12 protein-coding genes are annotated in these 12,850 nt (G+C 63.6%); all 12 read left to right on the forward strand.

All coding sequences use genetic code 11. The annotated features are described in order from the left end of the window. Positions 1-6 precede the first annotated feature (6 nt). The 12 genes from ABHM97_RS18475 to ABHM97_RS18530 all read left to right on the forward strand — a co-directional run bounded on the left by ABHM97_RS18475 (position 7) and on the right by ABHM97_RS18530 (position 12,771). Entirely contained in the window at positions 7-1,497 is a 1,491-nt protein-coding gene (locus ABHM97_RS18475) for a UDP-N-acetylmuramoyl-tripeptide--D-alanyl-D-alanine ligase (protein WP_235520431.1), read from the forward strand. Continuing rightward, positions 1,494-2,603, forward strand: a complete 1,110-nt coding sequence (gene mraY, locus ABHM97_RS18480; protein WP_235520432.1) for a phospho-N-acetylmuramoyl-pentapeptide-transferase — start codon at positions 1,494-1,496, stop codon at positions 2,601-2,603. Before ABHM97_RS18475 ends, mraY begins: the two co-directional genes overlap by 4 nt. After that, the gene (gene murD, locus ABHM97_RS18485) at positions 2,585-4,186 is read left to right on the forward strand and encodes a UDP-N-acetylmuramoyl-L-alanine--D-glutamate ligase (RefSeq protein ID WP_235520433.1); all 1,602 of its coding nucleotides are present in this window, start codon (positions 2,585-2,587) and stop codon (positions 4,184-4,186) included. Before mraY ends, murD begins: the two co-directional genes overlap by 19 nt. A gap of 2 nt (positions 4,187-4,188) precedes the next feature. Then, positions 4,189-5,490, forward strand: coding sequence for a putative lipid II flippase FtsW (gene ftsW / locus ABHM97_RS18490; RefSeq protein ID WP_349471782.1), 1,302 nt, complete (start codon positions 4,189-4,191; stop codon positions 5,488-5,490). Positions 5,491-5,496: 6 nt separating this feature from the next. Next, entirely contained in the window at positions 5,497-6,615 is a 1,119-nt protein-coding gene (gene murG / locus ABHM97_RS18495) for an undecaprenyldiphospho-muramoylpentapeptide beta-N-acetylglucosaminyltransferase (protein ID WP_349471783.1), read from the forward strand. Beyond that, positions 6,612-7,982: a UDP-N-acetylmuramate--L-alanine ligase gene (gene murC / locus ABHM97_RS18500; protein ID WP_349471784.1), complete on the forward strand. Its 1,371-nt coding sequence runs from the start codon at positions 6,612-6,614 to the stop codon at positions 7,980-7,982. Before murG ends, murC begins: the two co-directional genes overlap by 4 nt. Then, the gene (locus tag ABHM97_RS18505) at positions 7,975-8,832 is read left to right on the forward strand and encodes a cell division protein FtsQ/DivIB (protein ID WP_349471785.1); all 858 of its coding nucleotides are present in this window, start codon (positions 7,975-7,977) and stop codon (positions 8,830-8,832) included. The genes murC and ABHM97_RS18505 overlap by 8 nt, the downstream gene beginning before the upstream one ends. A 217-nt stretch (positions 8,833-9,049) precedes the next feature. Next, on the forward strand, positions 9,050-10,270 hold the full coding sequence (ftsZ, locus tag ABHM97_RS18510) for a cell division protein FtsZ (RefSeq protein WP_235520438.1): 1,221 nt from the start codon (positions 9,050-9,052) through the stop codon (positions 10,268-10,270). 26 nt (positions 10,271-10,296) lie between these two features. Further along, a complete protein-coding gene (locus tag ABHM97_RS18515) occupies positions 10,297-11,010 on the forward strand; it encodes a purine nucleoside phosphorylase YfiH/LACC1 family protein (RefSeq protein WP_235520439.1) in 714 nt (237 codons plus the stop codon). Beyond that, complete coding sequence (locus ABHM97_RS18520; RefSeq protein WP_235520440.1) at positions 11,003-11,731, forward strand: YggS family pyridoxal phosphate-dependent enzyme; 729 nt, start codon at positions 11,003-11,005, stop codon at positions 11,729-11,731. Before ABHM97_RS18515 ends, ABHM97_RS18520 begins: the two co-directional genes overlap by 8 nt. Positions 11,732-11,816: 85 nt before the next feature. Continuing rightward, positions 11,817-12,353 (forward strand): cell division protein SepF, encoded by a 537-nt coding sequence (locus tag ABHM97_RS18525; RefSeq protein WP_235520441.1) that lies wholly within the window; start codon positions 11,817-11,819, stop codon positions 12,351-12,353. 130 nt (positions 12,354-12,483) lie between these two features. Beyond that, positions 12,484-12,771, forward strand: a complete 288-nt coding sequence (locus ABHM97_RS18530; protein ID WP_235520442.1) for a YggT family protein — start codon at positions 12,484-12,486, stop codon at positions 12,769-12,771. The last annotated feature ends 79 nt before the right edge of the window (positions 12,772-12,850 follow it).

Genomic DNA, 12,850 nt, shown 5'->3' on the forward strand with positions numbered 1-12,850 from the left:
ACCGAGATGATTGCACTTACTGCGGCGGAAATCGCCGACATCACCCATGGCCGCTTGACCGGAGCTCCGGACATCGTGCCCACCTCCGTCGTCACTGATTCACGGGAAGCAACCCCGGGTTCGCTGTACGTTGCCAAGCCCGGCGAGCACGCCGATGGCCACGACTTCGTCGATGCTGCCTTCGAACGCGGCGCCGTCCTTGTCCTTGCCGAACACGAAGTCGCCGGTCCGGACGGAAACCCGATTCCCGCCGTCGTGGTTGAGGACGCGGTCCTTGCGATGGGCGCGTTGGCGGCCGAAGCCGTCCGCCGGATTCGCGCAGCGAGGCAGCAGCGCGGCGAGGAAACCACGGTCATCGGCATCACCGGGTCCGCGGGCAAGACCACCACCAAGGACCTCTTGGCGGGCGTGCTGTCCACTGCGGGACCTACAGTTGCGCCACAGGGTTCCTACAACGGCGAGGTCGGCGTACCGCTGACCGTCTTCTCCGCTGATGAGAACACCCGCTTCCTGGTCATCGAAATGGGCGCCACCGGTATTGGCCACATCAAGTATTTGGCAGACATGGTCAAGCCTGACATTGGCGTTGTCCTGGTGGTCGGCACTGCTCACGCTGGTGAATTCGGCGGCGTGGAAAACATTGCCAAAGCCAAGGGCGAGATGGTGGAGGCCCTCAGCGAGAATGGCACCGCGGTGATCAACCTCGACGACGGCCGCGTTGCCGCCATGCGCTCACGGACGAAAGCCAAGGTCCTGGGTTTCACTGCCTCGCCGGCCACCACCGAAGAGGTGGAGGCCAGGAACGTAGTTGTCAATGACCAGGGCTACCCGGACTTCGACCTCATACTTCCCGACGGCGGCCCCGCCGTTCAGGTGCGCAGCCGGCTGATCGGTGGCCATCACGTGACGAACCTGCTGGCGGCAGCCGCCGCAGCTTTCGCAGCCGGAATTCCGGCCGCTGACATCGCCTCCTCGCTCAGCTCCCAGTCCGCGGCCAGCCGCTGGCGCATGGAACGGACAGAGCGCGAAGACGGCGTCACCATCATCAACGACGCGTACAACGCCAACCCCGAATCCATGCGCGCGGCCCTGCGGACGCTCGCCGACCTTGGACAGGGCAGGAGAACTTGGGCTGTCCTGGGCGCCATGCTCGAGCTGGGGGAGGACTCCATCCGTGAGCATACGGCCGTGGGCACCCAGGTGGTGCGCCTGAACATTTCCAGGCTTGTCGTAGTGGGTCGGGAAGCCCGGGCCCTCTACGTCTCCGCGATCCAGGAAGGGTCCTGGGGGGACGAGTGCTCATTCACCGAAACCGTGGAGGAAGCCTACGAGCTGCTGCGCAACGAGTTGAAACCCGGTGACCTGGTCCTCTTCAAGTCCTCCAATGGGGTGGGCCTGCGGCATTTGGGTGATCGGATAGCATTACCTCCACGGGCCGAGCCCACCGGAGACACCGCGGACGAAGCTTCCGCAAGCGAAGGGAACGAGCTGCTGTGATTGCACTTTTGATCGGCGCCGGCGTCGCCCTCCTGGTCGCCCTCATCGGGACGCCCTTGTTCATCAAGTTCCTTGTGGCCAAGAGCTACGGCCAGTTCATCCGCGACGACGGACCGACATCGCACCACACCAAGCGCGGCACACCCACTATGGGCGGGACCGTGGTGGTGGCTGCTGTCCTCATCAGTTACTTTGCTACCCACCTGGTCATGTGGATGATGAATCCCCGCTCTCCGGGACCATCCGCCTCCGGGCTGCTTCTGCTGTTCCTGATGGTCGGCATGGGCTTTGTGGGCTTCCTCGATGACTACATCAAGATTTCCAACAAGCGGAGCCTGGGCCTCAATGCCCGGGCCAAGCTGATCCTGCAGGCAGCCGTCGGCATCATCTTCGCGATCCTGGTCCTGCAGTTCCCCAACGAAAACGGGCTCCGCCCAGCCTCGACCCAGATCTCCCTGGTGCGGGACATTCCCTGGCTGGACCTTGCCTTCGGTGGCACCGTGGTTGGCGCCATCCTGTTCGTGCTCTGGTCCAACCTGATCATCACCGCTGCCACCAACGGCGTGAACCTCACCGACGGACTCGACGGCCTGGCGGCGGGCGCATCCATCATGGTCTTTGGCGCCTACACCATCATGGGAATCTGGCAAAGCAACCAGGCTTGTGGATCCCCGCGCGAGGCAGGAAGCGGCTGTTACCAGGTTCGCGACCCCATGGACCTGGCCCTGCTGGCTGCCATTCTCAGCGCGGCCCTGGTGGGTTTCCTCTGGTGGAACACGTCACCAGCAAAGATCTTCATGGGAGACACCGGCTCCCTGGCCATTGGCGGAGCCGTTGCAGCCTTCGCCATTCTCTCCCGTACCGAGCTCCTGCTGGCCCTCATCGGCGGCCTCTTCGTGCTGATCACCTTGTCCGTGATCATCCAGGTGGGCTTCTTCAAGCTCAGCGGTGGCAAGCGTGTCTTCAAGATGGCGCCCCTGCAACACCACTTTGAATTGAAGGGCTGGGCCGAAGTGACGGTAGTGGTCCGGTTCTGGATCCTTGCCGGGCTCTTCGTGGCCGCAGGCTTGGGAGTTTTTTACGCTGAATGGGTGGTACTGCTGTGAATGAAAGCCCGGAATCAATCGCGTCCGCCGAAGATTCAGTCGCTGACAGGCTGGACGGACTCACCAGCTGGGACGCCGACTGGAGCGGCCTGCGCGTAGTGGTCACGGGGATTGGCGTGTCAGGCTTCTCAGCCGCCGACACCCTGATCGAGCTCGGCGCGAAAGTGGTGGTGGTTGATGCTGCCACGACAAGCCGTGCAAAAGCCCAGGCCGACACCCTGAAAATCGTGGGTGCCGTCGACGTGCTGTTGGGCGAGGAAGCGGTCAACACCCTTCCCCTGATCGACGGCGAACTTCCCGAGCTTGTTGTGACATCGCCTGGCTGGCGGCCGGACCAGGCCCTCCTGGCCGCGGCCAAGCGCAAGCACATTGCCGTGTGGGGCGATGTTGAGCTTGCCTGGCGCCTGCGCGTCCGGGCGGGACACAAAACAGCCGATTGGCTCGCCATCACCGGCACCAACGGCAAAACGACCACTGTTGGCATGACGGAATCCATGCTTCAAGCAGCCGGGCTGAAGGCCATCGCCGTCGGCAACGTAGGCACCCCGATCCTCGATGCCCTCCGGGATCCCGTGGACTACGATGCCTTCGCGGTCGAGCTCTCCAGTTTTCAGCTGCACTGGAGCCACTCACTGTCACCGGTGGCGAGCGTTTGCCTCAACGTGGCCGAAGACCACGTGGACTGGCATGGTTCGTATGCCTCGTACCTCGCTGATAAGGCCAAAGTGTACGAGAACACCCAGAAAGCTGCCGTCTACAACGCGGAGCAGATCGAAACCGAGCGGATGGTGGAGAATGCGGACGTCGTAGAAGGCTGCCGTGCCATCGGGTTCACCACCAACACCCCGTCGATCAGCATGCTGGGCGTGGTGGATGGTCTCTTGGTGGACCGTGCCTTCATTGCCGAACGCAAGGACTCCGCCGCCGAGCTCGCCGCCATGTCCGATCTCGGTCCGGTGGCTCCGCGCCACATGGTGGCCAACGCCTTGGCCGCCGCCGCGCTGGTCCGCGCGTACGGGGTTGAGCCGGCAGCAGTGAAGCAGGGCCTGGCCAACTACCTGCCGGGCGCCCACCGCATCCAGTTGGTGGCCAAACACAACGACATCCTCTGGATCAACGATTCAAAGGCCACCAATCCGCACGCTGCCTCCGCGGCACTTTCGGCCTTCCAGAACGTCGTGTGGATTGCCGGTGGCCTCTCCAAGGGCGTCAACTATGACGACCTGGTCAAAGAGCATGCACGCCGCCTGAAGGCAGTGGTGCTGATAGGTACCGATACTGAAGCACTGGAAGGCTCCCTGCAGCGACACGCAGCGGATGTCCCCGTGATCGTGCAGCCCAAGGGCGACACTGAAAGGGTGGAGACCGCAGCCGGTAATGCCGCGTCGCCTATCTACGGCGAGGCTGTCATGGCCCAAGCCGTCGCTGCTGCTGCCACTGTTGCAGCGCCAGGCGACACCGTGCTCATGGCACCGGCGGCAGCATCCATGGATCAGTTCTCTTCCTACGCTCACCGTGGCGACGCTTTCGTCCAAGCAGTTCGCGAGCTTGTGGAAGGGCAGGCACCGACCACCGAGGAGTAACAATGGTCAGCACGCCCACCCGCACCCGCGGCAAAGCGCCACGGGACGGGAAACCCGAGGCGTCGCCCGCGTCGGCGAAGAAGCCTTCCGGGCTCCGCCGGCTCCTGCGCAACTTTTGGGACAGCCTCGAGGGCAAGGACAGGGCTCCGAACAGCTTCACCTATTACCTGATCCTCGGTTGCGCCCTGGCACTGACGGCCATCGGTGTCATGATGGTCCTCTCCGCTTCCAGTGTCGAGGCAATTTCCGAAGGCAAGTCACCCTACGCCGATGCCCTGAAGCAGGCCATGTTCGGAGTCCTGGGTGCTTTGGCCATGTACGTCATCTCGCGAACCAACGTGAACTGGATGAAACGGTTGTCATGGTGGGCACTTGGCGCTGTGGTGGTTCTCCTCGCGCTCGTCCAGGTCATGGGCAACAGCGTCAACGGCAATAAGAACTGGATCGACATCGGCGGCGTGACGCTCCAACCCTCCGAGACGGCCAAATTGGTCCTCTGTGTCTGGATCGCCGCCGTGCTGGCCCGCAAGCAGAAGCTCCTGCATCGTTGGTGGCACGTCATCATTCCAGTCGTTCCAGGCGCAGGGCTGGTGATCGCCCTGGTGATGCTCGGAAACGACCTCGGAACGGTGATTGTTATTGCCGCCATCACGGCGGCGGGGCTCTTCTTCGCCGGCGTTCCCGGCAAGATGCTTGCCCTCGCCGGCGCAGTCGGGGTCGCGGGCGCCATCCTGGGGACCGTCAGCAGCGCGAACCGGATCTGTCGTATCACCTCCTGGCTTGGTACTGCCTCCGCCTCCTGCAAGGCCGATTTCGATTTCGACTTCCAATCCACCAACGGCATGTACGGCCTGGCACAAGGAAGTTGGACCGGTCTGGGCCTCGGACAAAGCCGTCAGAAGTACAACTGGCTTCCCGAAGCACACAATGACTTCATCTTCGCCATCATCGGCGAGGAACTGGGCCTGGTGGGCACCATTGTGGTCCTGGTCCTTTTCGCGATCCTTGGCATCGCCATCTTCCGCGTCGTGGTCCGGCAGACGGATCCGTTCCAGCGCACGCTGGCCGGCGGCATCATGGTGTGGCTCCTGGGCCAGGCAAGCATGAACATGGCGGTCGTCACCCAGCTGCTTCCCGTCGTCGGGGTTCCACTGCCGTTCATCTCGTACGGTGGTTCTGCGCTGGTGATGTCCCTATGTGGCGTGGGCGTAGTCTTGTCCTTGGCCCGAAGCCAGTTGCCGCCGCAGCAGCGGCCCCGTTTCCTCCCGCGCCGTTCTCCGAAAACCGCACGAAAGCGTACTTAGCACTTCATGACTCCTGAATCCCTTACTGCCCGCAAGCCCCTTTCCGTTGTCCTGGCCGGCGGCGGAACGGCAGGGCACATCAGCCCCCTGCTGGCTATCGCTGATGCCTTGAGGGACAGGCGACCCGACGCCGCCATCATGACTGTCGGTACGCCGTCGGGCATGGAAACCCGGCTCGTGCCGGCCGCCGGCTACGAGCTGTCAACGATCGACCGGGTCCCGTTTCCGCGGCGTCCTTCCGCTGACCTGCTGAGGCTTCCCGGGCGCATGGGTGCCGCGGTCAAGCAGGCCCGGCGCATCTTGACTGATGCGGACGCGGATGTCCTGGTGGGAGTGGGCGGCTACGTTTGCACACCCATGTACCTGGCAGCCCGGAAACTGGGGATCCCCATAGTCATCCACGAGGCCAACATGAAGGCCGGCTTGGCCAACAAGGTGGGCGCGAGGTTCACCAAATACGTGGCTGTCGCCTTCTCCGGGACCCGCCTCCGGGGCGCACGGCACGTAGGCATGCCCATGCGTCGTGCCATCTCCGGACTCAACCGGGCCGCGGCAGCTCCTGCGGCCAAGGCGTCGTTGGGTTTGGACCCGGTGCAACCGACGTTGATTGTCACCGGTGGGTCATCCGGCGCCCAGAGCATCAACCGTTCCATCGCCGCCTCCTTGCCGGCACTGGCTGCGGCCGGGATCCAGACATTGCACATCACCGGCAACGGCAAGTCGGTATTGGCCGACGACGGCGGTCTCCTCGCCGCTCCCGGCTACCGGCAAGTGGAGTACGTCGACGGGATGGAGAACGTCTATGCCGCTGCCGATGTCCTGTTGGCCCGCGCGGGCGCCGGGACGGTCAGCGAAGTGGCTGCCGTGGGAGTTCCCGCGGTGTTCGTGCCCTTGCCCATCGGGAACGGAGAGCAGGCCTTGAACGCTGCTCCCTTGGTGGACGCCGGGGGAGCCCTCTTGGTTGACGACAAAGACCTGAGTCCGGCGTGGCTGGAAGCGGAACTCATTCCGCTTCTGTCGGACCCAGCACGGCTCAGCGACATGGCCCGCAAGTCCGAGGCCCTTGGTATCAGAAACGCCGATCAGCGCATGGCTGATCTTGTCTTGGAAGCGGTATCCGCATGACCAACAGCATCGCCCCCCTTGAGTCCCTCGGCCGTGTCCACTTCATTGGCATCGGCGGCGTGGGTATGTCCGCCGTGGCCCGGATCATGGTGGCGCGGGGTGTGCCCGTCAGCGGCACGGACGCCAAGGACCTGCCTGTCATGCATGACCTCGCCGCGGCGGGTGCCCGTATTGCAGTGGGCTATGACGCCGGGAACCTGGGCGATGCCCAAACCATCGTGGCCGGTTCGGCAATCCGCGCGGATAACCCTGAACTGGCCGCCGCGAGGGCCGCGGGACTGCCTGTCCTGCACCGGTCCGAGGCGTTGGCAGCCACCATGGCCGGGCACCGCGTGGTCACGGTGGCCGGCACGCATGGCAAGTCCACCACCACCTCCATGATCGCGGTCCTGCTCAAGGAAGCGGGGCTTGACCCCTCTTTCGCCATTGGCGCCAATGTCCCGGCCCTGGGTGTCAATGCCGCCCATGGAGCCTCGGATATCTTCGTGGCGGAGGCCGACGAGTCGGATGGCTCCTTCCTGAATTACCGCCCCCTCATTGCTGTTGTCACCAACGTCGAAGCCGACCATCTGGACCATTACGGCACGCCCGAGGCCGTGTTCGCTTCCTTCGACAATTTTGCCGCGCTCCTGCCGGCCGATGGAGTGCTGCTGGCTTGCGCTGATGACGCCGGTGCCCGCGCCCTGGCGGAACGCACAGCCGCGAAGGGGGCCACCCGCGTTCTCACATATGGAACAGCGGACGACGCCGACATCAGGCTTCACGACGACGGTCCGGGTGCCGTGACGGTAGCGGTTGGCGCCGATACCCACTCGCTGGACCTTCAGGTACCGGGGCGGCACAACGCGCTGAACGCGGCAGCCGCGTTCGCGGTCGCCGTCGAACTTGGTGTGGCCCCCGAAGCAGCGGCAGCTGCACTGGGGCATTTCACCGGAGCCTCGCGAAGGTTCGAACTCAAGGGAGAAGGCAGGGGAGTGCGGGTCTATGACGACTACGCCCACCACCCCACGGAAGTCCGCGCTGCCCTGTCGGCCGCGCGTTCCGTAGCCGGTGGCAGCAAAGTTCACGTCCTCTTCCAGCCGCACCTGTTTTCCCGGACGCGTGAATTCGCCACCGAGTTCGCAGAGGCACTGGCCGCGGCTGACACTGCCCTGGTCCTGGATATCTATCCAGCCCGCGAAGACCCTGTTCCGGGCGTCACCAGCGCATTGATCGCCGATCATTTGACCAACGGCCGCCTTGTGGGGGCCAACGAGGCCGTGGAAGCAGTGGTTGCTGCGGCAGCTGAGGGCGACGTGGTCCTGACGGTAGGGGCGGGCGACGTCACGGCTTACGGGCCAGCGATCGTTGGAGCCCTGGGTGGCTAGCACCCGCAAACCGACGTTCAAGCCCGGGGCGGACTCGCCCGTGGGCAAGAGCGGCGGTCCGCGCAGCGAGGGCCCGGGCGGTGTCATCAGTGCCCAACGGTTCGTCGAGCCTGAAGAAAAAACGTCGGATAACGTCATTGCGTTTCCGGAGCCAAAGGGGAAACGCAAGCGAAGAATCGTGCTGTGGACGGTCTCGCTTGTCGTGGCCTTCGTTGCCGTGCTCATGGCGGCGGCGGTCTTTTCCCCGGCCCTTGCCGTTCGGACCATCACCGTGGACGGCACCACGCTCCTGACACCTGATGCCGTCCAAAAAGCGCTGTCAGGCCTGGACGGCAAACCGCTTCCACAAGTCAACGAGAAGGAAGTCAACGAGCTCCTGAAGCCGTTGATCCAGGTCAGGTCGGCCACCATCGAGGCGCGGCCGCCGTCGGAGTTGTTGGTGCACGTCAACGAACGGGTACCTGTGGCTTTGTTGAAACAGGGTGACAGCTATGTGATGGTCGACGTCGACGGCGTGCAGCTGGGTGCCACCAAGGACCAGGCCGCTGTGGCTTTGCCCTTGATCGACGCTGGCGCCGGCGCAACCAACACGGAGTTGTTCAAGGCGATAGCCGCCGTTTTGGACACACTGCCTCCCGATGTCCTGGCCCGCATGTCCACAGCATCAGCAGCGTCCCCGGATGCGGTTGAACTAAAACTCGTGGACGGAAAGACGGTAGTGTGGGGCAATGCCGAGGACAGGGAACTGAAGGCGAAGGCACTTGAAGCGCTGTTGAAGATGCCTGCGGACCCGAAGGTACCCGTGAGCGTTTACGACGTCAGTGTCCCGCGGCATCCGTTCACCAAATAGAGCAGCACAGGGAAAGTAGACTCGCGCCGGCGGCAGCCTTATTTCACGGCAATGACACGACACGCGCAAGCGGTCATTGCATGTGGGAACCAGAGGAAATACCGTCGCTGTAGAGTTACTTGACATAACTATAACCTTCAACTAGAGGGTTAAGGTCCAAGTATTCAAGTTGGACTCGATCAGTTTCGCTATAGGACACAAGCAAGGGGCACGAAACGTGGCAGCACCGCAGAATTACTTGGCCGTCATCAAGGTCGTCGGCATCGGCGGCGGTGGCGTGAACGCAGTCAACCGCATGATCGAGGTGGGCCTTCGGGGCGTCGAGTTCATCGCCATCAACACCGACGCGCAGGCGCTGCTCATGAGCGACGCCGACGTCAAGCTTGACGTCGGACGCGAACTCACCCGTGGCCTCGGCGCCGGAGCAAACCCTGAGGTCGGCAAGCAGGCCGCAGAAGACCACGCCGACGAGATCGAAGAAGTTCTCCGGGGTGCGGACATGGTCTTCGTCACCGCTGGCGAAGGCGGCGGTACCGGAACCGGTGGCGCCCCTGTCGTCGCGCGCATCGCCCGCTCCCTGGGTGCGCTGACCATTGGCGTGGTGACCAGGCCGTTCACGTTCGAAGGCCGTCGTCGCGCGGGCTCCGCAGAGGCCGGCATCGACGCTCTGCGCGATGAAGTCGACACCCTGATCGTGATCCCCAACGATCGCCTCCTGTCCATCAGCGATCGCAACGTCTCCGTCCTGGACGCTTTCCGTTCCGCGGACCAGGTGCTGCTGTCCGGTGTCCAGGGCATCACCGACCTCATCACCACGCCCGGCCTGATCAACCTTGACTTCGCCGACGTGAAGTCCGTGATGCAGGGCGCAGGTTCAGCCCTCATGGGTATCGGCTCCGCCCGTGGCGAAGACCGTGCTGTCAAGGCCGCGGAACTGGCCATTGCTTCCCCGCTGCTGGAGGCTTCCATCGACGGCGCCCACGGCGTCCTGCTCTCCATCCAGGGCGGCTCGGACCTCGGCCTGTTCGAAATCAACGAGGCCGCCCGCCTGGTCCAGGAAGTGGCCCACCCCGAGGCCAACATCATCTTCGGTGCCGTCATTGACGACGCCCTGGGCGACGAAGCCCGCGTCACTGTCATTGCTGCAGGCTTCGACGACGTCAAGGCAACGTCTCCTTCGATGGACCAGTCGCGCCCGGCCCAGAACCCCGTCCCCGCCGAGCGTCCCGCTGCTCCGAACAGCGCTCCCTCCAGCGCAGCTGCACCGCAGCACGCGACGGCCGGCATCGGTGCCGCAGGATTGGGCAACTGGGGCCAGCAGCGTCCCGCCGCCCTGCCCGCAGACTCAGGTTTCGACGTCGACCTTCCCGCCGTGGTGGAACCGGATCTCACCGGAAGCCGCTCGGATGACCTCGACGTTCCCGACTTCCTGAAGTAAAGCCGCGTCCGGAGAGTCAGTACCTGGTGTTTTGGTGGCGTAATGAAGTACTGCCCGGCGTCTCCGTAGCCTTTACGGACAGGGACGCCGGGAACCTGGCCCTCCACGTCGGGGATGACCCCGGTGAGGTCCTGGACCGGCGGGCCCGCCTCGACCAAGCCGTTGGCTTGGGCGCCGGGCGCTTCCAGTACATGAATCAGGTCCACGGAAACACGGTGGAGTTCATCGAAGTCCCTGGCCAGGGCCCCACCGCGGATGCCATGGTCTCCCGAGGGACTTACGCCCACACGGCACCGCAACCCTTGGCGGTGATGGTTGCAGACTGCGTGCCTGTGGTCCTGGTGGGTGCGGATTCCGGAAACCAGCCCATCATTGCCGCAGCCCACGCGGGGCGTCCAGGTGTCGCCTCGGGCGTTATCCCCGCAACCGTCGCGGAGATGCGCCGGCGGGGAGCTACGAGCATCAGGGCTTGGCTGGGCCCGTCAATCTGCGGTTCCTGCTATGAAGTGCCGGCAGAATTGCGGGCCACCGTGGCCGCTGACGTGCCCGCGGCGTGGGCATCCACGTCATGGGGAACCCCGGCCTTGGATCTTCCAGCCGGAGTGCGCTCCCAATTGGCCGCGGCGAACGTGGCTGTGGAGTATTCGGGGGAGTGCACGTTGGAAAACGACAATCTCTTCTCGTACCGGAGGGACAACCGTACCGGTCGATTCGCAGGTTTGGTGTGGACGCATGACTAGCTCTGACAACGATCCTCGTACCGCGGAACTGGCGGAACGACTGGCCGCCGTGGCGGGCAGGATCGAAACGGCAACCGCGGCCGCCCATCGGACCGATCCGCCGCGGTTGATCGTGGTCACCAAGTTCCATCCCGCCGCGGACGTCCGGCGCCTGGCATCCCTGGGAGTCGCGGATGTCGGCGAAAACCGTGACCAGGAAGCCGCTGCCAAATCAAGTGAGCTGGCTGGCGTTGATGTCCGATGGCACTTTATCGGGCAGCTCCAAAGCAATAAGGCCAAGTCGGTTGTCAAGTACGCGTCGTCCGTCCAATCAATCGACCGCGTCCAACTCGTTGATGCGCTGGCCAAAGCCATGGCGCGCGAACAGGATGGTACGGGCCGCGCGGACCTCGACTGTTTCATCCAGGTCAGCCTGGAGGACGACGCCGGTGCTCACCGTGGCGGTGCCGGCCCGGCCGACGTCGAGGTTCTCGCCGAAAAGATCCAATCAGCCGGCGGCCTGCAGCTCTCCGGCCTGATGGCCGTAGCACCCTTGGGTGCCGATCCCGAGGCGGCCTTCGAAAAGCTCGCAGGGATTTCGGCCGCCCTCACCTCAATCCACCCCGATGCGACGGCCATGTCCGCGGGCATGAGCCAGGACCTGGAAGCCGCAATTAAGTTCGGGGCGACACACCTGAGAATTGGCTCCGATATTCTCGGTTCCCGTCCGGCCGTGGGGTAGCGTCAAAGTATTGGAATGACGGGCCGGGGTTCCGATGTGTCAAGTCATGGCGGCCCGCCTACTGCAGAAACGATAGGAGTGCACCATGGCTGGCGCTCTGCGCAAGACAATGATCTATCTTGGGCTCGCCGACGGCGATGAACACTACGAATCTGAGCAGGCAGCCGCCTCGCACCCCGACGAAGAACGCCCCCAGGCACAGGAACGGGAAGAGCGCCGTGCGCCTGCTCCCGTCCGGGAAGTTGTCCGTGAAATGCCCACTGTTGACGCCGAAGAGGAATACCGCGCACCTGTGACACCCATTAAGCGTGCGGCGTCCAGCCGCGAAGATGCCTCTGGCCTGAGGCAGATCACCACCGTCCATCCCCGCTCGTACAACGACGCCAAAGTCATCGGTGAAAGTTTCAGGGATGGCATCCCCGTCATCATGAACGTGACCGACATGGGCGAAGCGGACGCGAAGCGCCTTGTGGACTTCTCCGCAGGACTGGTCTTTGGCTTGCATGGCAGCATCGAGCGGGTGACCAACAAGGTCTTCCTGCTGTCGCCGTCGTATGTCGAGGTCATCGGAGATGACAAGAAGGCCAGCGAAACGCAGGCCAGCTTCTTCAACCAAAGCTGACAAGAGTCTTTCAAGGATGCCAGGCGGGTCTACCTGCCTGGCATCTGTGTTGCAATAGTAAGGACCGATCGGCGTTGCATACTATGGACCGATCGGCATTCCGGAACAAGTGGGAGATCTGAGCTAACTCGTGGGCATTGTTTTCGGCCTTATCTACATAGTGTTGTTGCTGTTCTTCATTGCCCTGATCATCCGGCTCATCTTCGAGTGGGTGCAGATGTTCGCCCGACAATGGCGGCCCCGGGGTGTGGCGTTGGTTACAGCCCATGTGGTGTACTCCGTAACCGACCCGCCCTTGAGGAGGCTTCGGCGGCTGATTCCGCCCCTGCAAATGGGCGGAATTTCGCTGGATTTGGGCTTTTTGATCCTGATCATTGCGGTCAGCATTGCGATGGCCGTAACCAGCAGCCTGGCCTAGCTGCACCGCGGAACCCCGGACCACCGATGGTCCACAGGCCGCAAATTCTCTCCAATTCAACACGATGGTGTTGAATTGG

This window comes from Paenarthrobacter sp. CAP02, from assembly GCF_040137855.1.
Taxonomy (GTDB): Bacteria; Actinomycetota; Actinomycetes; order Actinomycetales; family Micrococcaceae; genus Arthrobacter.